Origin of the sequence: Pedobacter sp. KLB.chiD, from assembly GCF_047040275.1 — a bacterium.
Lineage (GTDB): Bacteria > Bacteroidota > Bacteroidia > Sphingobacteriales > Sphingobacteriaceae > Pedobacter.
In genome coordinates this window covers 2,212,791-2,236,488 of sequence record NZ_CP178207.1, presented here as the reverse complement: position 1 = coordinate 2,236,488, position 23,698 = coordinate 2,212,791, and the positions used below count along the sequence as shown (strand labels likewise).

Annotated in this window: 15 protein-coding genes; 5 read left to right on the top strand and 10 right to left on the bottom strand. The window is 38.5% G+C overall.

What is annotated here, in order from left to right:
• Positions 1-127: 127 nt before the first annotated feature.
• The 4 genes from ACK1I8_RS09045 to ACK1I8_RS09030 all read right to left on the bottom strand — a co-directional run bounded on the left by ACK1I8_RS09045 (position 128) and on the right by ACK1I8_RS09030 (position 3,392).
• Complete coding sequence (locus tag ACK1I8_RS09045) at positions 128-1,486, bottom strand: MATE family efflux transporter (RefSeq protein ID WP_412469005.1); 1,359 nt, start codon at positions 1,484-1,486, stop codon at positions 128-130.
• A 240-nt stretch (positions 1,487-1,726) separates the two neighbouring features.
• Positions 1,727-2,356: a helix-turn-helix domain-containing protein gene (locus tag ACK1I8_RS09040; RefSeq protein ID WP_412469004.1), complete on the bottom strand. Its 630-nt coding sequence runs from the start codon at positions 2,354-2,356 to the stop codon at positions 1,727-1,729.
• A 12-nt stretch (positions 2,357-2,368) separates the two neighbouring features.
• On the bottom strand, positions 2,369-2,854 hold the full coding sequence (locus ACK1I8_RS09035; RefSeq protein WP_412469003.1) for a DUF4442 domain-containing protein: 486 nt from the start codon (positions 2,852-2,854) through the stop codon (positions 2,369-2,371).
• A gap of 196 nt (positions 2,855-3,050) precedes the next feature.
• The gene (locus tag ACK1I8_RS09030) at positions 3,051-3,392 is read right to left on the bottom strand and encodes a hypothetical protein (protein WP_412469002.1); all 342 of its coding nucleotides are present in this window, start codon (positions 3,390-3,392) and stop codon (positions 3,051-3,053) included.
• A gap of 127 nt (positions 3,393-3,519) precedes the next feature.
• Here ACK1I8_RS09030 and ACK1I8_RS09025 point away from each other — a divergent pair, with 127 nt between their 5' ends.
• Both ACK1I8_RS09025 and hemF read left to right on the top strand, forming a co-directional pair.
• Positions 3,520-4,752 carry an MFS transporter gene (locus tag ACK1I8_RS09025; RefSeq protein ID WP_412469001.1) on the top strand — a complete coding sequence of 411 codons (1,233 nt, stop codon included), beginning with the start codon at positions 3,520-3,522 and terminating at the stop codon, positions 4,750-4,752.
• A gap of 89 nt (positions 4,753-4,841) precedes the next feature.
• Positions 4,842-5,756 carry an oxygen-dependent coproporphyrinogen oxidase gene (hemF, locus tag ACK1I8_RS09020; protein WP_412469000.1) on the top strand — a complete coding sequence of 305 codons (915 nt, stop codon included), beginning with the start codon at positions 4,842-4,844 and terminating at the stop codon, positions 5,754-5,756.
• A gap of 122 nt (positions 5,757-5,878) precedes the next feature.
• Here the strand turns inward: hemF and ACK1I8_RS09015 are convergent, their stop codons facing one another.
• The gene (locus tag ACK1I8_RS09015; protein ID WP_412468999.1) at positions 5,879-6,577 is read right to left on the bottom strand and encodes an endonuclease V; all 699 of its coding nucleotides are present in this window, start codon (positions 6,575-6,577) and stop codon (positions 5,879-5,881) included.
• A 290-nt stretch (positions 6,578-6,867) separates the two neighbouring features.
• On the bottom strand, positions 6,868-7,305 hold the full coding sequence (locus ACK1I8_RS09010) for a hypothetical protein (RefSeq protein WP_412468998.1): 438 nt from the start codon (positions 7,303-7,305) through the stop codon (positions 6,868-6,870).
• 376 nt (positions 7,306-7,681) lie between these two features.
• Here ACK1I8_RS09010 and ACK1I8_RS09005 point away from each other — a divergent pair, with 376 nt between their 5' ends.
• Complete coding sequence (locus ACK1I8_RS09005; RefSeq protein WP_412468997.1) at positions 7,682-12,484, top strand: RecQ family ATP-dependent DNA helicase; 4,803 nt, start codon at positions 7,682-7,684, stop codon at positions 12,482-12,484.
• 171 nt (positions 12,485-12,655) lie between these two features.
• Here ACK1I8_RS09005 and ACK1I8_RS09000 read toward each other — a convergent pair whose 3' ends face one another.
• The 3 genes from ACK1I8_RS09000 to gyrA all read right to left on the bottom strand — a co-directional run bounded on the left by ACK1I8_RS09000 (position 12,656) and on the right by gyrA (position 17,613).
• Positions 12,656-13,774, bottom strand: a complete 1,119-nt coding sequence (locus tag ACK1I8_RS09000; protein WP_412468996.1) for a tetratricopeptide repeat protein — start codon at positions 13,772-13,774, stop codon at positions 12,656-12,658.
• Between the two features lie 128 nt (positions 13,775-13,902).
• A complete protein-coding gene (locus tag ACK1I8_RS08995; protein ID WP_412468995.1) occupies positions 13,903-14,991 on the bottom strand; it encodes a tetratricopeptide repeat protein in 1,089 nt (362 codons plus the stop codon).
• A gap of 27 nt (positions 14,992-15,018) precedes the next feature.
• Positions 15,019-17,613, bottom strand: coding sequence for a DNA gyrase subunit A (gyrA, locus tag ACK1I8_RS08990; RefSeq protein ID WP_412468994.1), 2,595 nt, complete (start codon positions 17,611-17,613; stop codon positions 15,019-15,021).
• Positions 17,614-18,088: 475 nt separating this feature from the next.
• On the opposite strand from gyrA, the gene ACK1I8_RS08985 reads away from it, so the two are divergent.
• Positions 18,089-19,300 carry a TCR/Tet family MFS transporter gene (locus ACK1I8_RS08985; RefSeq protein ID WP_412468993.1) on the top strand — a complete coding sequence of 404 codons (1,212 nt, stop codon included), beginning with the start codon at positions 18,089-18,091 and terminating at the stop codon, positions 19,298-19,300.
• A 95-nt stretch (positions 19,301-19,395) separates the two neighbouring features.
• Here the strand turns inward: ACK1I8_RS08985 and ACK1I8_RS08980 are convergent, their stop codons facing one another.
• Positions 19,396-20,748 (bottom strand): PhoH family protein, encoded by a 1,353-nt coding sequence (locus ACK1I8_RS08980; RefSeq protein WP_412468992.1) that lies wholly within the window; start codon positions 20,746-20,748, stop codon positions 19,396-19,398.
• Between the two features lie 788 nt (positions 20,749-21,536).
• Here ACK1I8_RS08980 and ACK1I8_RS08975 point away from each other — a divergent pair.
• A complete protein-coding gene (locus ACK1I8_RS08975) occupies positions 21,537-23,696 on the top strand; it encodes an FUSC family membrane protein (RefSeq protein ID WP_412468991.1) in 2,160 nt (719 codons plus the stop codon).
• Positions 23,697-23,698 lie beyond the last annotated feature (2 nt).

The following is a 23,698-nucleotide window of genomic DNA, read 5'->3' as shown; positions in this document are numbered from 1 at the left end:
TCTGCCGGCAACTGGACGGCAATCTTTCCTGTAGATAATTCCTGAGGGTAAAGATTGCTTCCCCGAAGTCGGAACAGGCTGTCGGGTGTAAAGCTTTTTCGCAATGACGATTTTATTGAATACGCAACTACTGATGCATTAACCCTTTTGTCTTACGCTGAAACCTCAGAAACAATAAGATCGAGGCAGTTAACAAACCCAGGGTCAATCCATACCAAATTCCATTCACACCTAATCCAAAATGAAAGCCCAATACGTAGCCGATGGGGATTCCAACTACCCAATAGGCTAAAAAGGTGATTAAGGTTGGCATATTCACATCGCCCATACCCCGTAAAACGCCTAATCCCACTACCTGTGTGCCGTCAAACAGTTGAAAGAATCCGGCAATAATCAATAACTGTGCAGCGATAGGTATTACCGTTGCGTCTTCGGTATAAATAAAAGGCATGAGATTGTTAGCTAACATAAAAATAACCGCTGTGCACGACATGAACAGCAATATTACATGGTAGCTGGCAATGGCAGATTTACGGAGGTCGTTAAAATTGTTTTTACCAAAGTTATTTCCGGTTTTAATCGTTGCCGCCGATGCCACACCACTGGCAATCATATACGTCATTGCTGCTAAACTAATCGCAATCTGGTGTGCAGCCTGCTCCACTGCTCCGATGGTGCCAATTAATACGGCAGCACCGCTAAAAGCACTGATTTCAAAAGAATACTGCATGGCCACAGGCATTCCGATTTTGGCAATTTCAATGGCTCTCATTTTATCAAAAAAAGTGGCTTTAAAACTGGTGAGATATTTTTTGAAATGCGGCGAGCGTAACACGTAAAAACACATGACAGCGGCCATCAAAATCCTATCTATCAAAGTGCTTAAACCTACGCCGCTAACGCCCATAGATTTGATGCCAAACATGCCTTTCACGAAAATAATTCCTAAAGTAATATTAATGGCATTTCCCCAGATGGAAACAAACATAGCTTGTTTGGTAAAGCCTAAACCTTCTGCAAATTGCTTAAACGTCTGGAAAATCAATAGTGGGATAATCGAAACAGATAAAAGATTGAGATAGGGTTTCGCGTAACGTACAACCTCGGGAGTTTGGTCCAGGCGATCGATAACAAAAACTATCCCCAATTGCACCAGTACATATAATAATATGCCGATACAGATATTAATCATTAAACTGTTTGATAAAAGCTTTCCGCATTCATCATAATGCTGGCGGCCGTTTTCTTGTGCAATAAGTGGGGTCAAACCATAAGAAATGCCCAGACCGATAACCAGGATAAGCATAAATATACTGTTTACCAATGAGACAGCAGCCAATTGAATGGTGTCGGTAAAATGACCTACAATAATACTGTCGGCCATGTGTACCAAAGTATGCCCCACCTGCGACCCTACAATTGGAAGCGCCAAATGAAGATTTTCTTTATAGTAGGGCTTATATTTGGTGTAAATTTTAGAAAACATAGGTTTGCAAAGATCGGGTTTTTAAAGCTCAAAAAATAGGAATGTAGAAAAGATAATGCCAACAAGCTTTGACAACGGACCCTGAAACAAGTTCAGGTTGACAATATCTACATGGGATCTGTCATGCTGATCTGGTAGTTATCAGATTTAGTTCAGCATCCATCACATCAGGATATAAAATGATACTTAATACTAGCGCAAGTTTGGACTCAACGTTGTAAAATAAATACGAAAATAAAACTATCTTACCGCAGTAAAAAATTCTTCCTTTTCAGTAGTATGTGATTTAATTACATTGGTCAGAATTAAATTAACCAATACTTTTTGGGCCTTGCGATACGAACTGCGCAGCAATTTGCTAAATTCCTTTAGAGTGATCTTCTCGTTCAGCTCCAGGTATTCTAGCAATTTTTTTTCGTTGTCGGAATAGGATATAAGTACACCATTATTTTTATATTCCTGTTTAAGCACTTCAAGAATAATCCGGCTGGCTAAAACGCTTTTATCATCGATGCGGATATAAGCCCACCATTTTTTTTGATGATCGAGTGCGTAGTGCGGTTTGGTATCGCTTTCCGGAATCTCAACCACCAAAACCAGTTTATCATCCACATAGATTTCTTCAAAGTGAGGTTCAATAGCAGGTTTGCAAAACTGATGTGCAGCTGTTAAGATCATATATTTTTCTTCTTCTTCTGATTTTACACCTTTAATAGCACCATTGTCTGCAACGCCGATTAATAATTTGCCTCCTTTATTATTGGCGAAAGCAACCAAGCTCTTCGCTATTTTCTCGGTACTGGTGATGGTTTTTTTAAAATCGAGCATTACGCCCTCGCCCTGCAAAATTAAACTCTTAATACTCGGCATAATATAAAAAAATTAGTAAGCAACCCTGGGTGTTTCGCCCTGATGCAGGTTTCTGATATATACTTCATTCATTACAGTTGCGCACAGTTCGCCATGCTTATTGGTTATTTCCATAGGGTAGGCTTTTACAAACTTTCCAACTGTTTTTAACGCATGTTCAGCTTCATTAATCATATCATCCGTTACACGTATGGTAAAATATAAGGTCGAACGTCCGGGTTTTAAATATTGTATGGAGGCGCTTTTTAACCAAACCCGGACTTTGAACCCCCGACGTTGCATCAACTGATCAAACAATAGGGCATAAAATGGATCGGTAGCGGCATAAATGGTACCTCCAAAAATAGAACCGTTGTAATTTTTATTCAGAAAACTCTTACTCAGTTTAACCGTACAGCTTCTAAATTCATTTTCAAATTTCTGAACCCAAATGCGTTGAAAAAATAGGGGTGGGTAAAAACGCATTACCCATTTAAGGGTATTTTGAGAAATAATCATACTTACTAATATCAGAAAGTTTTACCACGTTTTAAAGTTTAAAGGATTTTGTTTTAGTCATATTTTCTGCAATTTATCGATAGGCCTGGTTATCATCCCATTATTGAGACTTTTCTGGAAATCGTTATTTTCACTCAAGTTATTCTGAAATTTACATGCTTTTAGGCACGAGTATCATAGAATGTATTACTGCGTTTTAAAGAAAATTAAAATCTATCGCAAAAAACATGTAATCATCTCGGTAAACCCTTAACAGTCCATTATTCATTAACGCAAAATATTCTTTTTTTAGAAAAAAAAATAAAACTAAATGATGGTCAGGTTGTTTTGGATGATAGATAACATTGAAAACTATGAAAAAAATAATTTTAAGTCTTGCTTTTGCAGGTTCTCTTATGATAGCCACTTCAGCATGCAATTCGTCAAAAAATATGGCTGGTTCATCAGACAGTACTAGAACGGATTCGACAACTACGGCACCAATGGATACAACATCCAAAACAACGCCGGACACGACAACAAAAATGCCACCTGACACGACAAAAAAGAATCCTACAATGTAGAATCTTAAAAGCTACCCAAAAACAGGGTGGCTTTTATTTTTAGAAATCTATTTTAAATATTTGTGTTATTGTGTACTTTCAGCACTTAAACCAAATACTTAAATGGATCATCAAACAAAAACCAACAGCCGAAATGTAATTTTCTTAGTGATTGTAGCTGCTCTGGGTTATTTCGTCGATATTTACGACCTTGTTCTGTTTTCTGTTGTACGGGTAAAAAGCTTTACCGACATCGGTGTTTCTGCAGCGCACATGCGGACAGAAGGTGAGTATGTCATCAATATGCAGATGTTTGGTTTGTTGCTCGGAGGTTTGCTCTGGGGAATCATCGGCGATAAATTCGGCAGGATCAAAGTATTGTTCGGATCAATTTTGATGTATTCGCTTGCAAATATAGCCAATGGTTTTGCCACTGATGTGCATAGCTATGCCATCATCAGGTTTATAGCAGGCATTGGTTTGGCAGGGGAGTTAGGTGCTGGGATTACCCTCGTTACCGAAACCATGGATAAAGAAAAACGGGGCTACGGTACTATGGTGGTTGCTGGAATCGGTTTACTGGGCGCAGCGGCAGCCGCTACCATTGGCAAACATTTTACCTGGCAAACTTCTTATTTTGTTGGTGGTGGTATGGGCCTGCTTTTACTGCTCCTGCGTGTAGGTACTTTCGAATCAGGTATGTTTAAACATGCTGAACAGGATCAAGAGATTTCGAAAGGTAACTTTTTTATGTTGTTCTCCGATCGTAAAAGATTCTTAAAATACCTGGCCTGCATCTGTCTTGGGCTTCCATTATGGTTTATAGTCGGTATTTTAGTAACGCAGTCGCCAGAAATAGGCAAAGCATTGGGTGCTAAGGACGCATTGAATGCAGGAACCGGTATTATGTACACCTATTTTGGTATAGCCATTGGTGATGTGGTTTGCGGGGTTTTAGCGCAGGTTTTAAGATCGCGCAAGAAAACAGTACTTATTTTTCAAAGTTTATCCGTAATTACTGTACTCGTTTATTTAACCAGTAAAGGTTTAACTGAAAGTAATTTTATCTTAATCTGCCTGTTTATGGGCTTTGCGGTTGGCTATTGGGCAACATTTGTAACTATTGCTGCAGAACAGTTTGGTACAAACATCCGTTCAACCGTTACCACTACCGCACCGAACTTTGTACGCGGTGCTTTAATTCCGATCACCTTTGTTTTCGAATTTTTTGTACATCGTTACAACATTGTTTCGGCCGGTTTTATTGTGATGGGCATAGTTACCGTCATTGCCATGGTCTCTGTTGCTTATTTAAAAGAGAGCTTTAATAAAGACCTCAACTATCTGGAACATTAGTTATCGGAACGCAGGACTATAAACAATGTCAATAAAATGTACTATCTAAACATAAATCAATACAGCTGCTTTAATACCTATAAATTTGTATGGAAATAGAAAAAGTCATCATGTTCAAAGAAGAAGTAGCAGCACGGTATAAGCAAATACAGGATGAAATTTGCAGGGGACTGGAAATTGCCGATGGCAAAGGGAAATTTGAAGAAGAGCTATGGGAGAGAAACGGTGGGGGAGGCGGGCGTACCCGGATTATGCAGAATGGAGCAATCATTGAAAAAGGTGGTGTAAATTTTTCTGCTGTACATGGTAAGCTACCGGAATCGGTAAAAAAAGCTTTTAATGTAACCGAAGAAGATTTTTTTGCTACGGGCGTTTCCATCGTGATCCATCCAAATCATCCACTGGTGCCAATTATTCATATGAACATCCGTTATTTTGAACTTAATGAGGAAACGCGTTGGTTTGGTGGCGGTATTGATTTAACGCCGCATTATGTTTTCGAGAACGATACCCGTTTCTTCCATCATAAGTTAAAACAAGCTTGCGACGATTTCAACGCTGAATTTTATCCAAAGTTTAAAACACAGGCGGATGACTATTTTTTTATTAAACACCGTGAAGAAACCCGTGGTATCGGCGGTATTTTTTATGATCGGTTAAAACCTGAAAATACCAATCTATCATGGGAGCAGATTTTAGATTTCTCTGTTCATATAGGTGAAACATTTTTACCGATTTATACCGAGTTAATTGACCGGAACCGGGATAAAGAATTTACCGAAGCAAATAAAGAATGGCAATACCAACGCCGTAGCCGTTATGTAGAATTCAACCTGGTATATGATTCCGGAACTAAATTCGGACTGGAAACCAATGGCCGGATTGAGTCTATCTTAATGAGTTTACCACCACAGGCCAACTGGGGCTACAATGTTCAGCCAGTGGTAGATTCGGAAGAATATAAAACACTGCAGCTGCTCAAAAAAGGGATTAACTGGATTTAGTTAAAATTGATTAAAACTCACATCATCTCGATTGAACTGTAGCAGCGTGGCCGCCTGCGCCCGTACAGCTGGGTAGAGATCTGTTGTTTAACATAAGGCATTTTAGAGCTCTTATAAGTTTATCAAAACAAAGTAAGTGGCGCCGATACTTCGTGAAAACCAGCGTTCAGTTTGCCGGTTCTAAAATCATTAACAATATTGTGCGTGATGCGTGTAGGCTCAGGGATACGGTAATTTCCGATACAGTTTTTTAGGATAGACAAGCTTTGATCGGCTGTGATTAAATGACCAGCAGATACATAAACAGGCGCACAGTTAATCTTAGTGCGTAAAGCAAAACCCAAGGTTTCACCATGGCTGTTAATTTCGGTCGTGCTTAATTTTTTATTTTCAGGAATATGGTTTTCGCCATGTAAAAGGCTTTTGGCACAGCCTATTGTTGCCTGATTAGCCAGAATGCCAAAATGCGAAGCAACACCCATACGCCTCGGGTGCAAAATGCCATTTCCATCCAACACCACAACATCTGGTTTATGCTCAATTAATTCCCATACTTTTAATAAAGCAGGAACTTCTTTGAAGCCTAAAAAACCTGGTTTATATGGGAAATTGGTTTCGTAAGTGGCTAAAGCGAAAGATTTCAGCACCATACCCGGATAAGTGAGGATCACCATCCCGGCGTACATGGTATCACTGTCTTTGTTAAACGAAATATCAGCACCCGCTATGGTTTGGATTTTATCAAGTGATTGAAACTTTAACTGTCTGGCGAGTTCGATCTGATAAGCGCTAGCTTCTTCGAAACTATAATGGTCGTACATGATTTTAGTACAAGTTGAAGTCGTAATTGTTTGGATTAACTTAATGGCAGCGACCTCAAAACAATTTTAATGGTTGATAATCATCTAAATCAACAGTGTGCGTTCGGGGCGAATTTATCCAGCTTATTGATCGATTTTTCTCTGATCCCTCCAGATACTGACCATTTGCTTCTTCACTCAGAAAAGAAAATAAGAAAAGCTGATGCTTTTGAAAAACAACTTTTAAAAAATGAATAATCTAAGTAAATAGTCCTAATCTATTAAGGACTATTTACTTTAATCAGAAATAATTATTCTACCCAGGCAATAGGAACGTAAACCGTTACATAACCATCGGCATCTACTAGCTCTGGCGATAAGGTTACGGTGATAGATCCATAACCCGTCCAGTTTCCCTGACCTCTTTCTGCGCTAAACTCATATGTTCCTGCAGGTAAACCATTAATTAAACCTGGTAACTGGTAAGGCAAAAACGTTCCGGACGACGACGGCCCGTTTTCAACAAAATAATCATCACCGGTTTCCTGATTATAAACAGTAAAACCCGGGGATTCTGTGGATCCTGAAGTGGTTACACTGCCATCAAGATTTCGGTATCCCAAACGAACATTGTAAGTGGTTACTTTAGCTTTTGTGCCGCTAAATGATTTTGGTAATTCTGGTGTGGCATATGTTGCGAAGGATGCAACAAATAACACAAGCATACAAATTGAAATGATCTTTTTCATAATAAATGGTTTTAGTGTAGTATAAAGATCCTAAAATATTTTTAGTAATATGTAAAATCAAGATTATAAAAGTATTAATTAAAATGTTGTAAAGTAGGTTTAATACTAAATAATGAATGGCGCCTGAACAGACAAGGTGTTCGCGTTCAAATTGAAAATTTCATTGTAATCTGCTCAATGTAAGTTGTTTAAGTACTACATGTTTATTGAAAACGGCGACTATGAAATCATACTGTCTCTCAGAAATCAATTAGAATGATGGGGACATTGCCTTTGTTTTGAATTCAATACAACAAATGTGTAATAACTATTAAAATAGTATTAAATTTTAATACTTTAGCTATTTTAGGAATATGTACCAGAATCAAACCTGAAAATGAATAGTATAGCCTTCTTTGATATAGAACTAGCCGCAAATGGCAAACAACTGCTTGATATTGGCTGTGTTTTGTCAGATGGGCTGGGCTTTCATAAAAACCAGCTTCAGGAATTTATAGCGTTTATCGAACGGTGTGATTTTATTTGTGGGCATAATATTATAGCACACGATCTGGCTTACCTACAGAGGCAGCTTGGTTGTGCTGAATGGGGTCTCAATAAGGCTATCGATACTCTGTTATTATCGCCTTTGTTGTTTCCAAGGCAGCCTTACCACCGTCTGCTTAAGGATGACAAAGTTCAAACTGAAGAAAGAAACAATCCTTTAAATGATGCCAAAAAAGCCAGAGATCTGTTTTATGATGAATTAAGCGCTTTTAGAACGCTTGATGAGACATTTAAGTTGATATTGTATGGTCTTTTGCATCATCAAACCGGCTTTGATAATTTCTTCAGGTACCATAATTATTCCGCAAAAGTGAATAAAGAACAGCTGAAGACCAATATCAACACCTTATTTCAAGGTAAGATCTGCAGAGAAAGTGAAATTGATCATTTTATAGATACAACTCCTGTTGCTTTGGCTTATACTTTGGCCTTGCTTCATTGTGATGATCGTTTTTCCATCACACCACCTTGGGTATTGAAAAACTACCCGGATGTAGAGCGTTTGCTCTTTTTGTTGCGAAATAATCCCTGTTTGCAGGGATGCGATTATTGCAGGCAAGCTCACGATCCGTTGTTGGCATTAAAAAAACATTTTGGTTTTTCTGGTTTTCGCAAATATGGTGATGAACCGCTGCAGGAAGATGCAGTTAGGGCAGCTATCCGGGGTGAATCTATTTTGGCTGTATTTCCCACAGGTGGCGGTAAGTCTATCACTTTCCAGATACCTGCATTAATGAGTGGCGAAAATGCAAAAGCTTTAACAGTGGTAATTGCGCCCTTACAGTCTCTGATGAAAGACCAGGTAGATAACCTGGAAAAGAAAGATATTACCGAAGCGGTTACCATCAACGGGTTGTTAGATCCAGTGGGTCGTAGAGAGGCCGTCAAACGTATAGAAAATGGACATGCAAGCTTATTGTACATTTCTCCCGAGTCGTTACGCTCAGTTACTGTAGAACAATTGCTGCTCAAAAGAAAAATTGCCCGATTTGTGATTGACGAAGCGCACTGTTTCTCATCCTGGGGGCAGGATTTTCGGGTTGATTATTTATACATTGGAGATTTTATCAAAAACCTGCAACACAAGAAAGGACTTGATTATATCATTCCGGTATCATGTTTTACCGCAACCGCAAAGCAAAAGGTAATAGAAGACATTAGGTTTTATTTTAAGGAGAAATTACAACTTGAGTTAAAGGTATTCCGGGCCGATGCTTCACGCACCAATTTACACTATCGGGTTTATCAACGTGATAACGAAGAGGAAAAATACAATCAGCTTAGGGATATCATCGAGGAAAAGAATTGTCCTACTATTGTTTACGTATCACGTACCAAAAGAGCCAGGAAGTTAGCCGAAAAGCTAAATAGTGATGGGTTTATAGCCAAAGCCTACCACGGCAGAATGGAGAAAGACGAAAAGTCTAAAAATCAAAATGCCTTTATGAGTGGTGAGATCGATATTATGGTGGCCACTTCTGCCTTTGGTATGGGGGTAGACAAAAGCGATGTGGGTGCAGTTATCCATTACGACATTTCTGACTCACTGGAGAATTATGTACAGGAGGCTGGAAGGGCAGGACGGGATGAACAGTTACAGGCGGATTGTTTTGTACTTTTTAGTGAAGAAGACCTGGATAAACATTTCATCCTGCTTAACCAAACCAAAATTAGTAGTAAGGAGATCAACCAGGTATGGAAAGCCATAAAGGAATTAACCAGATCAAGGGACAAGGCTTCTAATTCGGCACTGGAGATTGCCAGACAGGCAGGTTGGGACGATAGCATTAATGAGATTGAAACAAGGGTTACCACTGCTATCGCTGCCCTGGAAGATGCCGGCTATTTAAGGCGTGGGCAAAACATGCCCCGCGTTTTTGCCACCAGTATTCTAAGTGAAAATGCACAAGAGGCCATAGAGCAGATAAATGCATCAGAAAAATTTTCCGAAAAGCATCGCAGTAATGCTAAGCGGATTATTAAAAAACTTTTTTCGAGCAAAAGTAAAAGATTATCAACTGACGAGGTGGCGGAGTCTCGAATAGATTATATATCCGATCAATTGGGTATTTACAAGGAAGAAGTAATTAGGGCAATAGAATTGATGCGTGAGGAAAAAATATTGGCCCATACCAAAGACCTCACGGCTTTTATTAAAAAGACAGAATCTGCCAGCCGATCGCTAGCCATTGTAGAAAGTTTTAGAAAACAGGAAGAACTTTTATTGTCGCAGTTAAAAAACGGGGAAGGAGCTTATAATTTAAAGGAGATCATTGAGGTGTTTTTAAATTCTGGCATCAAAGACAGTTCGCTTAACCAGTTAAGGACCATTATTAATTTCTGGACGATCCAAAAATGGATCAGTCGCCGCAATTTGGAATATACAAAAAACCATATGCAGATCGCTTTATTGGTGGATAAGTCAATCTTTATCGAAAAGCAGGAAAAGCGGCATCTTGTTGCCAGGATGATTACTGAATACCTGCACAAAAAAGCATCAGCACTCCTAAAATCGGATAACAAGGGAGAGGAAGAATTATTGATTGAATTTTCCGTTCAGGAACTTAAGGAGATGATTAAAGAAGAGCAGGGCATGTTTTCTATACAAGCTGATATTGATGATATTGAAGACAGTCTTTTTTATCTGGCGCGCATAGGGGCTATTAAAATTGAGGGAGGTTTTATGGTGGTACATAATAAGCTTACTATCGAGCGCATTGAAAAGAATAACCGAATACAATATAAGGAAAGTGACTACGACAAGTTAAAACAGTTTTATCAGCAAAAATTACAACAGATCCATATCGTGGGGGAGTACGCTCAAAAAATGATCCGTAACTATAATGAAGCACTAAAATTTGTAGACGATTATTTCAAGCTAAATTATCCTTCCTTTCTCTCAAAATATTTTCCCGGCAGTAGGCAGGACGAAATAAAACGCACGCTCACACCTGCAAAATTCATGAAATTATTTGGTGCGCTTTCGCCAACACAGTTAAAAATTATTAACGATACCAGCAGCCAGTATATCGTTGTAGCTGCCGGACCCGGGAGTGGTAAAACAAAGTTATTGGTACATAAGCTGGCCTCTTTGCTGATGGCCGAGGATGTAAAACATGAGCAGTTGCTGATGCTTACATTTTCACGTGCAGCGGCAACTGAATTCAAAAAGCGGCTGATGGAACTCATTGGCAACGCAGCCCATTATACCGAAATAAAAACCTTTCATTCGTATTCCTTTGATCTGTTAGGCAGGGTAGGTAGCTTGACGGCTTCTGAAAACATCATACAAGTGGCAGTTGACAAAATTAAGGCAGGAGAGATAGAGCCTTTCAGGATCACTAAAACGGTATTAGTGGTAGATGAGGCCCAGGACATGAATAAAGAAGAATATGAGCTGGTTCAGGCCTTAATGCAGCAAAATGAAGATATGCGGGTGATATTGGTTGGCGATGATGATCAGAATATCTATGGTTTTAGAGGAGCAGATGCCGCCTATATGCAAGCACTTATTACTGAAAAAGATGCCATTAAATACGAGCTTACGCTAAACTACCGTAGCAAAAACAATATTGTATCGTTATCCAATCAATGGGCGGCAACCATCAGCCACAGGCTCAAAATCGAGCCTTGCTTTGCCAGTCAGCATCAAAATGGCATGATCCATATCACCCAATATGCCCAAAACCACATTATTGTTCCTTTAGCTGATAGTATAGCTACAGCGGAACTATCGGGATCTACCTGTGTGCTCACTCAAACCAATCAAGAAGCAACCTTGCTTTGTAGTCTACTTTTGCAAAAAGGGGTGAAGGCTAAACTTATTCAGTCAAATGACGGCTTTAACCTCCAGAATTTACATGAGCTACGACTTTTCTCTGATATGATCGATACCTGTACAGATAGCCCGCTGGTAACATATGAAGAATGGACTGAAGCCAAGCGACGTTTAATAGATCATATCCAAACCAGTGCACAAAAAGAACTTACTACTGCTGTAATACGTGCATTTGAAGAGGTAAATAACGCCAAGAAATATAAAAGCGACTGGAAAGCATTTCTTTTTGAATCTAAACTAGAAGATTTTGTGGATATCGATGCTGTAGTGGTATATGTTTCCACAATTCATAAAGCGAAAGGCAAGGAGTTCGACAATTTATATCTTTTATTGCAGCATTTTAACCATCTTAATGATGAGCATAAGCGACAATTTTATGTAGCCATTACCAGAGCCAAAACCAATCTTAGCATACATTATCAAGGCCAATATCTCCAGTCTTTTGAAGGACTTATTTATACCAAAGATGATAATCAATACCCTGAACCGCAACAAATAACCATGCATCTCACACTTAGAGATGTACAACTGGGCTACTTCGAATATATACAGAATCGCATCAATTCTGTTTTTAGTGGTCTGCGTTTGCAGCCGTCAGATGAAGGATTGAAAAATGCTCAAGGTGAACTCATTGTTAAATATTCACAAAAATTCAAAACTATCCTACAGGAACGCTTTGATCAAGGATTTAAAATAACGGCTGCAAAAATAAATTTTATAGTGTACTGGAAAGACGAAGATAAACAGAAAGAATCAAAGGTTGTGTTACCAATATTATTGCTGAAAAAAGTGTAAGGATTATATACATTATACTTTGTTTGAACAGAAATAAAACATCAGATTTTTTATAAGATAAAACTGTAATGATAGCAGCATTTCAGTTTGATAATATTTGTCCTATAATTAATATTATGTTAAGTTGTGTTTTCAAATACCACCCTATTTAAATATATTTCCATCAATTAATTATAATTCCTGAAGTTTACGGTTTAGCTCCTGAACTTTGTCGGTAGCTTTCTTTCTATTGTAAATCTCGATCAGTAACTGGACTGTTTTTTTATCGTTCGGATTAATTTCATTGGCACGCTGCAAAGCAAATTGCGCATGGTTAATTAATCCATTATATTTTGCGGCTTTATCTGCATCATTTTTACCCAGAGTTTCGTTGGCGGTATTGATATACGCCAAACTTAATTGGTATAGTGCATCAAAATAATTCTGATCGGTTGATAAAGCTTTTTCGTAAGCTAAAATTGCCGTAGCATTATTTCCGCCTATCTGTTGCAGGTATCCATAAAGAAAATACAGCAATTTATTTCCTTTTTCTACTTTTAAATTGCTTTCGATCAATCCTTGTGCCTTACTAAAATTTTCGGTATCCAGTAACAGGTTGATATAATCGTTGGTTAAAAAATGGTTAAACGGATTAAGCAATAATCCGTCTTCAAGGGTTTTAATTGCGGTTTCATTTTCAGATTTAACCACATACATTTGTGCCATTTTCTGAAAAACAGATGGATTTTTTATTCCATTTTCTTTAGCGCGCTTAAAATAAGTTAAAGCTTCATCATAAGCCTGGATATTTAAGGCGCAAATGGCTGTATTCAAGGCTAATGTAGTATCGGCCGGGAAATTATCTCCCACCTCTTTTAAATCAGTAAACGCTTCTTTAAAATCGTTATTAAAAAATGCTTCGTTGCCTTTCTCTTGTTTTTTGATCAGGATGTTATGGTTGGAAGCTTTGATTAGGCCTGAATTGTCGTCATATCGGTCAAGTGATTTCGCTTTGGCTACAGCTTCAATTGCATTATCATAATATTTATTGGCATTGTTTGGATCGGTATCAATTAAGGCGGCAAACGACATCAGATAAGACTTTATTGACCAGGTTTCGGCCCATTTTTTTGTTTTATTATCTTTCTCTGCAGATTCGATGGCCTTTAAACCCTCATTTATAATACCTAACTGCTTTTTCTCATCTTCTTTATTGGCAATAGATGCCTGCAGTTTGCCAACCGCATTTCGGGCGATTAAAATCTGACTTTTTTGGGCCATAGCGCTAAAAGAGACGAAAATTAAAGCCATTAATGATATTTTAAAGCAATTTTGCATAAGCTAGAATAATGTGGTAAAACCGTAATAAACTATAAAAATAAACATAAAAAAAAGAGCCCCGAAATTTCAGGGCTCTTTTTTTGAGATCGATATCAGAATTATTGTTTAGGCAACGCGTCTAAACGTTTCTTGATATCTTCATAATTTTTAGTATCGTTTCTAAAGGCATAGATCGTTTTCAACGTTTCTAAAGCACCTTCATTTTTAGCATCAATTTCTAAAGCTTTTTTGTAAAATGGAAGAGATTTATCTAACAAGGCATTCATTTTACCAGTTACTTCGTTAAATTCTTTCACTTTTTTCGAGTCGATTTTATTCCTGTCGGCTTGTAATTTTAGCGCCTGGCTGAAATAGATATTACCTAATAAAACCTGATAGTTAGCATTGTTTGGCTCTTTTGCAGCCAGGGCTGTTAACATCTGCTCAGATTTTGCAACATCACCCCTATTAATATAAATCTGTGTTTCGGTTTTGATCCAGTCTGTATTTTCAGGAAACTTTGCAGTTGCTTCTTTAATTATGGCTAAAGCAGCTGTAGTATCTTTTTGCTTGCTTAAAGTAGCATTAAGAATCTCAGCGTATAAATCTTTTGACTGTGGTGAATTTAAAGCAATTACTTTTTTAAACTGAGTGATCATGGCTGGATAATCTTCAATATTCCTGGCCGCAATACCAGCATTTAAATACATGGCAGTATCCTGTGGGTTAATTACAGTGGCAGCCACAAATTTTTCGTAAGCTGTTTTGTAATCTTTTTTATTATAGGCAATTACACCACCATTTCTAATGGCGTTGCTCACATTGAGCTCTGCTGAGCTAATATTATCTTTTTCTGATCCCTTGGTATCTAGTTTCTTTGCTTCTGCAATGGCGTCCTGAGCAATTTTCAGATTTGCATCAGCGTTTGCCGTACTGGTTGAATCTAAAATTGCCGCTGAAGAGGCAAATAAAGCACGGTATGACCAGGCTTCCGGCATCACTTTAGACTTTTCATCAGCAATGGCTTTATCTGTATGGGCTAAGCCCTTTGCTAAAGCTTCAAGTTTCTTTGCCAATGGAGTTGATGCATTTGAATTGGTGATCTGGAATAAATTCCATTCATTTTTTGCGGCATTAACTTCACTTTTCTGAGCAAATGCAGCGCTTACCGCACCTGCTAAAACTATACTTAGAAATACTCTTTTCATAATTTTTATTCTAATCTTATTTTTAGTTTAATTTTCTTCTTCCGTTTCGTTATCTGATTCGGCTTCATCGTCTTCAGTATCATCGGCCTCTGGTGTAGTATCTGCTTCCAGTTCTTCGCCATCTGTAACGACAACGTCAGTTAAATCTACTGTTTCTTCTTCATCTTCCTCGTGATCGATTTTAGTTACTGAAGCAATTTCATCATCACCTTTTAACGAAATTAAACGGACACCCTGCGTAGCACGGCCCATTACCCTTAGCGCTGAAACCGGAATTCTGATCACAATGCCTGAACGGTTAATGATCATCAGATCTTCGCTATCAGTAACGTCTTTTATAGCAACTAATTGTCCGGTTTTTTCGGTAACGTTAATTGTTTTTACCCCTTTACCACCACGGTTGGTTACCCGGTAATCTTCAATATCGGTACGTTTACCGTATCCTTTTTCTGATACTACTAACACCGTAACTTCAGGATTGTTTACAGCAATCATGCCAACAACCTCATCCTGATCATGTGCAAGCCTAACACCACGTACGCCGGTAGCTGTTCTACCCATCGGGCGAACGGTTTTTTCGTTGAAACGGATGGCCCTGCCTGAGCGCAATGCCATTACAATTTCGCTTTCGCCATTGGTTAAACAAGCTTCCAACAAGATATCGCCTTCGTTAATGTTAATGGCATTGATACCATTTACGCGCGGGCGAGAATACGCTTCAAGAGAAGTTTTCTTAATGGTACCTTTTTTAGTACACATAATGATAAAATTGTTCTCTAAATATTCCTGGTCTTTAAGATTTTTTACTTTAATATAAGCCTTAATTTTCTCTTCTTTCGGAATATTGATAATATTCTGTATCGCCCTGCCCTTGCTGGTTCTCGAACCTTCCGGAATTTCGTACACCCTTAACCAGAAACACCTTCCTGCTTCGGTGAAGAATAACATGTAATTATGGTTGGTGGCCACCAGCATGTGCTCAATAAAATCTTCATTTCTTGAGGTACTGCCTTTAGAACCCTTTCCGCCCCTGCCCTGTGCTTTAAATTCGCTTGCTGGCGTACGTTTTACATAACCTTCATGAGAGATGGTAATCACCACTTCTTCATCATCGATGAAATCTTCCATGCTCATGTCTTCAGCCGAGTGAACGATTGTGGTTTTACGCTCATCACCAAACTTTTGTTTTACTTCTTCCAGCTCATCTTTAATGATTTTCATCCGTAAACTTTCGTCTGCCAGGATAGCTTTCAAGTATTCGATGGTTTTCATCAATTCTGCATATTCTTCCTTGATCTTATCACGCTCCAGTCCTGTTAAACGGCGGAGTGTCATATCAAGGATAGCACGTGCCTGAAGGTCGCTCAGCCCGAATTTTTCCATCAAGCCTAAGCGGGCCTCATCTGGTGTTTCTGAGGCGCGGATTAATTTAATTACTTCATCCAAATGATCCAAAGCAATTAAATAACCTTCTAAAATATGTGCCCGTTTTTCAGCTTCAGCCAACTCGTATCTGGTACGGCGAACAATTACATCATGACGGTGATCCACAAAATGTACAATCAAATCCTTAAGATTTAACATTTGTGGACGGCCTTTTACCAGTGCAATGTTATTTACGCTGAAAGAGGTTTGTAAGGCTGTATATTTATACAGGTTGTTTAAAACGATCGAGGCATTGGCATCCCGTTTAATTTCGTACACGATACGGATACCATCTTTGTTCGATTCGTCTTTAATGTTGGCAATACCTTCCAGTTTTTTCTCACCCACCAATTCAGCAGTACGCTCAATCATCTGCGCTTTGTTTACCTGATAAGGAATTTCGGTAACAATAATTACTTCGCGGTCTTTAATGCTTTCGATTTCAGCTTTTGCACGCATTACAATACGCCCGCGGCCGGTTTCGAATGCTTCTTTAACGCCGGTGTATCCATAAATGATACCACCTGTAGGGAAATCCGGAGCTTTTACAAACTTCATTAATTCCTCTATGGTAATATCTCTATTGTCAATATAGTTTACTACCCCATCAATTACTTCGGTTAAATTGTGTGGGGCCATATTAGTGGCCATACCTACCGCAATACCGGAAGATCCGTTAACCAGTAAGTTAGGTATTTTTGCAGGTAAAACAGTTGGCTCTTGTAAAGTATCATCAAAGTTTAACTGAAAATCTACCGTATCTTTATTGATATCGGCAAGCATTTCTTCCGCAATTTTCGAGAAACGTGCTTCGGTATAACGCATTGCTGCCGGAGAATCGCCATCAATGTGGCCAAAGTTTCCCTGACCATCTACCATAGGATAACGCAAACTCCAATCCTGGGCCATACGTACCATGGTAAAATATACAGATGCATCACCATGCGGGTGATATTTACCTAAAACCTCCCCTACAATACGGGCAGATTTTTTATGCGGTTTATTGCTGGTTACACCAAGATCGAGCATACCATATAAAACACGGCGGTGTACCGGTTTTAATCCATCGCGTACATCAGGCAATGCCCTCGATACGATAACCGACATTGAATAATCAATGTAGGCCGATTTCATCTGCTCTTCTATGTTAATTGGAATGATTTTGTCGTTCTGCTGATTTTCTAAATCTTCTGCCATAAATTATTATTCTCGCTACTTAAAACGATATTAAAAAAGGGTGTTACTATAACCTTGCGAATTTAGCAAAATTTAGCCGGATTAAGGCATTGTGGAAAATTTTTGACCGTTGTGATAGGTTTTTGATGTCTGAAGGTTTTTTAATTTATTGTAAGTCAGTTTAACGCATTTCAGTATAGCGCGGATGAATTTAATTTTTTTTGAAAACGTAGGGCTGTTTTAGCGTTAATGGCAGGCTGCAGTCCTGCTGCATGTCCTGCCGATGGATCCTGTAAAACAAGCAAGCATTCCATACAGGCAATTAGCCTGTGCGTTAATTGGGTTGCGGGCTTTTTTGCGCTATCCGCTTATGAACAGGGTTCTGTATTCATATGCTGAATTAACCAGGCAGTTTTTTAGCAACCTACGAGGTTTGTCCAACTAAAATTTACATTTTTAAGTAATTCTGATACTTTTGTTTTTCAACCTTTTAAAGATGGCAAATAACAAAAAATCTGCAATGAGTTTTATTATGGTCACCCTCCTGATTGATTTTACAGGTTTTGGGATCATTATTCCGGTGTTACCTAAGCTTATACAGGACTTAACCGGTAGCGGTTTTGGTTTGGCCGCAGAATATGGAGGCTGGCTCACGCTGGCCTATGCTTCAGTACAATTTCTAAGTGCTCCGATTATCGGTTCAATGAGCGACCGGTATGGAAGAAGACCTATTTTACTAAGTTCTTTGTTTGGTTTAGGTATCGATTATATCTTTTTAGCTTTTGCGCCTTCCATTGTATGGTTGTTTGTAGGTCGTATCATTGCAGGTATTACCGGTGCCAGTTTTACCACTGCCCAGGCTTACATTGCCGATGTTTCAGCCCCCGAAAAAAGGGCACAGAATTTTGGTTTGGTTGGTGCCGCGTTTGGTGTTGGTTTTATATTAGGCCCGGTTTTAGGCGGTATTTTTAGCCACTTTGGCACCCGTGTTCCTTTTATGGTTGCGGCGGGTTTATCTTTAGTGAACTGGCTTTACGGTTATTTTATATTGCCAGAATCTTTGCCGGTAGAGAAACGCAGGGCTTTTGACTGGAAAAGGGCAAATCCGATCGGTTCGCTGCGAAGTATAGGGAAATATCCGGCATTGGCGGGTTTAATGGCTACCTTATTCTTATTGTATTTTTCCAGTCATTCGGTTCAATCTAACTGGACATTCTACACCATGGAGAAATTTAACTGGGATGCGGCATGGGTGGGTTATTCATTAGGCTTTGTGGGTTTGGTTATCGGAATTGTACAGGGTGGATTAATCAGGATCATTTTACCTAAAATAGGTGAAAAGAAAGCCGTTTACTTCGGTCTGATTTTATATGTAATCGGCTTTGTAGCCTTTGCCTTTGCATCTAAGGGCTGGATGATGTTCGCCTTTATGCTTCCTTACGGCTTGGCTGGAATCGGCGGACCTGCTATGCAGGGACTCATCTCCAATCAGGTACCCGCCAATGCACAGGGTGAAATGCAAGGTGTTTTAACTGGCTTGCAGAGTTTGGCAGCCATATTTGCACCTTGGGTAATGACACATATTTTTGCGTATTTTATCGAAGGAAAAGCACCTGTTTATTTCCCTGGAGCACCGTTCATATTAAGTGCATTGTTAACTTTGATTGGTTTGTTTATCTGTTTGAGAAGTTTAAAGAAATATCATTAAGTGCAGATGAGGCTTTATCTCTATAATGAAATACTCATCTCGACTTCTTAACACTCCGCTCTAAATGACGATCATTTGGTTTGGGAGTAGAATTATTACAAAAACTCATTCGCTAAATTGGCCAGTTCGCTGCGCTCCCCTTTTTGCAAAGTAATGTGCGCGTAAAGCGGATGGTTTTTCGCATTTTCGATTAAATAAGATAATCCGTTACTTTCCGAATCAAGGTAAGGTGTATCAATTTGATAAATATCACCGGTAAAAACGATCTTGGTATGCTCCCCAGCCCTCGAAATGATCGTTTTAACTTCGTGTGGTGTGAGGTTTTGCGCTTCATCAATTATGAAGAAAATTTTTGTCAGGGTTCTGCCTCTGATAAAGGCCAAAGGTGCAATGGCTATTTTTTCAGTTGTAATCAGTTCATCAATCTTTTCCGACATTTTATCATCTCCAACAAACTGCTCTTTAATAAACCGTAAATTATCCCAGATGGGTGCCATAAATGGATCTGTTTTGGATTTTGCATCACCTGGCAGGAAACCGATGTCTTTATTGCTCAAAGATACAATCGGGCGGGTAATATAAATCTGCCTGAAATTTTTACGCTGTTCTAAAGCGCTGGCCAGGGCCAATAGTGTTTTACCGGTTCCGGCATTGCCCTGTATGCTTACCAGTTTAATCTCCGGGTCTAGTAGCGCATGGATAGCGAAGGCCTGTTCGATATTCCGAGGTTTTATTTTAAATACAGCATCTGTAGAAACTGCCGAAATAGTTTTTAAATAATGGTTATAAAATACATTTGCAGTTTTTCTCTTATTTTTTAAAACATAAAAATGATTGGCATTTTTGGGAGGTAAGGCTATTTCACTTGCCTCAACAAATGATTGTTTTTTTACGTTCTCTATAATTTCAACCGAAAAATCAGCTATTTCTGTCTTTCCGGCGTAGAGTTCATCTACATTTTTAATCTTACCCGTTTCGTAATCTTCTGCATTTAAATCCAAAGCCTTTGCTTTTAACCTCAGGCAGATGTCTTTCGATACCAAAATTACTTTTTTATCTGTGTATTCTTCTTTTAAGCTTAATGCTGCATTTAAAATCTTATGGTCAGTTTTTCCTTTACCATATACTTCTTCAGCGTTTTTAATTAATGGCTTTTCATTTAAAACCACCTTAAATTTTCCTGACTCCGGACTTTTCAATGAAATCCAATCGCTGATTAGTTTTTCTTTGGAGGTTTCATCGATAAGCCGGATAAAACTTCTGGCTTCGAAATTTCGCGTATCACTACCGCTTTTAAAATGATCAAGCTCTTCCAAAACCTGGATGGGAACGGCCACATCATGCTCTTGGAAATTATTTATTGCATCATGATCATATAAAATAACCGAGGTATCTAAAACGAAAATTTTTTTTGATGCACTGGAGATTGATTTACCTTTTTTGGCCATTTGGTAAATTTAATGTTTTAGGGATTAAATAAGGCAAATTCCTTAAACGATATTTTAGCAATCTTATGGTAGAAGATTGACCCTGAATCAAGTTCAGGGTGACTACGGCAGGGGAAAATAAAAACGGGGACCTTCTTCTTTCGATTGAGTTCCCCGTTTTAACTTTAAAATAACCGTAGCTATATTTAAAGCATCAAATCTTGTTTACTTTGATTTTTCCGTTATCGTTAGGTTTTGCAACTTTTACGATCCGTGAAAATTTATTTCCAGCTCTTCCGTCCATAAACTTCATAGCTTTCCATAAGCGCTGTTTGGGTCTGTGCGATTTTCATATGGTCCGATCTTTTGATGGTGATATATATTCTTACTCGGTTTAAGCCTTTCTGAAACTAATCGTTTTCCCTGTAAACAATCCGAAATAATTTCCCTTTTGGTTCTTTATCTCTTTTGGATTGTTTTGTCAGCATTCAAAGTACTTCGTATTTGATATGATCTAATTTAGCATATAAACGCTCAACTGTCAAGTATAAAATAAATCTTTTTATGAACAATGTTATCCACTTAAATACACTGGTTATCAACAGTTTGAATTGGTATAAACTTCGAATTTGTGGTTGGTTTGGACATTTTATGCGTTTATCAACAATAACCTTCAATATACCTGTCAACATTATTCAGGTGTTTAATAATCAATTAATTATCGTTTTTCTGCCCAAAGATCATAAAAAAGCGAAAAAACTTAATTTTAATCCCAACAAAAAACATCGCTATTATGTTATTTTTGTAACATGCAGATCAGGCAACCCATTAGAAATATACAAGACTTTTTATTGAGTACCTATTTTGCCGATGGGCTCCGTATTACGATAGGTGTACTGCTCCCCTCTTTAATTTTTGCCCAGTTTGGCTTGCTAAAGTACGGCATGACTTTATCTTTGGGCGCATTATGCGTAAGTGTGGTAGATAGTCCGGGGCCAATGGTGCACCGCAGAAACGCCATGCTGATTACAACGGCACTTATCTTTACTTTCTCTATCATAACGGGCCTCACCAATAAAAATCATTATTTCATAGGCTTTTTGTTGGCCATATCGAGTTTTGTATTTTCGATGTTTTATATCTATGGCATCAGGGCAGCATCAGTGGGTACCGCCGTTTTGTTGATCATGGTATTAAGTATTGATGATATCCGGCCGTGGCAAGAGGTATTGCTACATGCTGCTTTGGTGCTGGCCGGTAGCCTATGGTATACAGGTTTGAGCTATTTTGTGTACCGGCTGCGCCCTTTTCGTTTGGTACAGCAATCGTTAAGTGATTCTATTTTAGAGGTTGCAGAATTTCTACGCGAAAAGGCTAAGTTTTATCATCAGAATAATAACTACGATAAAACTTATTCAGAACTGTTGCAACTTCAGGTCTCCGTTCACGAAAAACAAGATGCAGTAAGAGAATTGTTATTCAGGACCCGCGAAATTGTAAGAGATTCTACTCCGGAAGGCAGATTTTTGTTATTGGTATTTGTAGATATGGTCGATCTGTTTGAGCAGGTAATGTCTACCTACTATAATTACCAGCAACTGCACGCTCAGTTTGATAAAGCAGGTATCCTGTCAGATTATGAAATGGCCATCAAGCGGATTTCGTATGCCCTTGATGATGTTGCCTTTGCATTAAAAAGTGGTGGGATACCTGTTATTTCGAAGCGTTTGTTAATCGAGATTGAAAGGTTAAAGATCAAAATCAACAATCTGGAAAAAAACAATCAGAATCAGGAATACAATACCCTGGGTATTATAGCCTTAAAAAACATCGAGGTAAACATTGAGAATATCCTGTCGAGGGTTAAGACTATTTTCAGCTACTTCAAAATCAGAAACAGCAAAGATATTCGAAAAGCAGAGGTAGATACCGAGAAATTTATCACCAGACAAAAATTTGATTTCAAACTCTTTACGGAGAATTTAACCTATACCTCTTCTACTTTCAGGCATTCGTTACGGGTTACTGTAGTGATGTTATTAGGCTTTATTGTGGCGCAGATTCTCGATTTTTCGCATAGTTACTGGATTCTCCTTACCATCCTCGTTATTTCAAAACCGGGATTCAGTTTAACGAAAGAACGTAACTACCAGCGTTTAATCGGTACCACCGTTGGCGCTTTTATTGGTATGGGGGTAATTACTTATATCCATGATCGCCATACTTTGTTTGTAATCCTGTTAATATGCATGATTGGCTGCTACAGCTTCCAAAGGAAAAACTATGTAGTCAGCGTACTTTTTATGACTCCTTATATCTTAATCCTGTTCGATTTTTTAGGTATGGGATCAATAGCCCTGGCACGTGAAAGGATTTATGATACATTTATAGGTTCTGGTATTGCTTTGTTAGCCAGTTACTCATTATTCCCAACCTGGGAGCATGAAAAACTGAAAGAGGCCATGATCGACATGCTAAGAGCCAATAAGGCTTATTATGAACAAGTGATTAAACTGTATTTTGAAAAAAATTATAACAGAACGGAATATAAACTGGCGCGTAAAGAGGTATATGTTAGTACAGCCAATCTGGCTTCCTTATTTCAGAGGATGTTCTCTGAACCCAAAAGCAAGCAGTTATTTATCAAAGAAGTGCATCAGTTTACAGCACTAAGCCATTTATTGTCATCATATGTCGCAACGCTGTCGCTTTACAATAAAGAGCACCAATTTATATTTGAGAGTTTTGAAGCCTTAAAACCGATCGCCAATAATACCAATTACTTGTTGGATGCTTCTATTGACAATCTGGAGCGGGGAAACGGCGCAATAGACAATGTACCTTTAATCAGGTTAAATGAAAATGGCTTGGCGATTACAAAAGGCGAAGATTTAATTCCGGAGCAGTTTGATCTGATTCAGAAAGTGGCATATGATATTTACAAACTGTCGGTAAAAATAAAGCTTTAACG

Excerpts from the sequence above, each read along its gene's own strand:
- ACK1I8_RS08980 (WP_412468992.1), bottom strand. The coding sequence starts at position 20,748 with ATGGCCAAAAAAGGTAAATCAATCTCCAGTGCATCAAAAAAAATTTTC.
- ACK1I8_RS09000 (WP_412468996.1), bottom strand. The coding sequence starts at position 13,774 with ATGGCTTTAATTTTCGTCTCTTTTAGCGCTATGGCCCAAAAAAGTCAG.
- ACK1I8_RS09040 (WP_412469004.1), bottom strand. The coding sequence starts at position 2,356 with ATGCCGAGTATTAAGAGTTTAATTTTGCAGGGCGAGGGCGTAATGCTC.
- ACK1I8_RS09045 (WP_412469005.1), bottom strand. The coding sequence starts at position 1,486 with ATGTTTTCTAAAATTTACACCAAATATAAGCCCTACTATAAAGAAAAT.
- ACK1I8_RS09005 (WP_412468997.1), top strand. The coding sequence starts at position 7,682 with ATGAATAGTATAGCCTTCTTTGATATAGAACTAGCCGCAAATGGCAAA.
- gyrA (WP_412468994.1), bottom strand. The coding sequence starts at position 17,613 with ATGGCAGAAGATTTAGAAAATCAGCAGAACGACAAAATCATTCCAATT.
- ACK1I8_RS08985 (WP_412468993.1), top strand. The coding sequence starts at position 18,089 with ATGGCAAATAACAAAAAATCTGCAATGAGTTTTATTATGGTCACCCTC.
- hemF (WP_412469000.1), top strand. The coding sequence starts at position 4,842 with ATGGAAATAGAAAAAGTCATCATGTTCAAAGAAGAAGTAGCAGCACGG.
- ACK1I8_RS09010 (WP_412468998.1), bottom strand. The coding sequence starts at position 7,305 with ATGAAAAAGATCATTTCAATTTGTATGCTTGTGTTATTTGTTGCATCC.
- ACK1I8_RS09035 (WP_412469003.1), bottom strand. The coding sequence starts at position 2,854 with ATGATTATTTCTCAAAATACCCTTAAATGGGTAATGCGTTTTTACCCA.
- ACK1I8_RS08975 (WP_412468991.1), top strand. The coding sequence starts at position 21,537 with ATGCAGATCAGGCAACCCATTAGAAATATACAAGACTTTTTATTGAGT.
- ACK1I8_RS09025 (WP_412469001.1), top strand. The coding sequence starts at position 3,520 with ATGGATCATCAAACAAAAACCAACAGCCGAAATGTAATTTTCTTAGTG.
- ACK1I8_RS09015 (WP_412468999.1), bottom strand. The coding sequence starts at position 6,577 with ATGTACGACCATTATAGTTTCGAAGAAGCTAGCGCTTATCAGATCGAA.
- ACK1I8_RS08995 (WP_412468995.1), bottom strand. The coding sequence starts at position 14,991 with ATGAAAAGAGTATTTCTAAGTATAGTTTTAGCAGGTGCGGTAAGCGCT.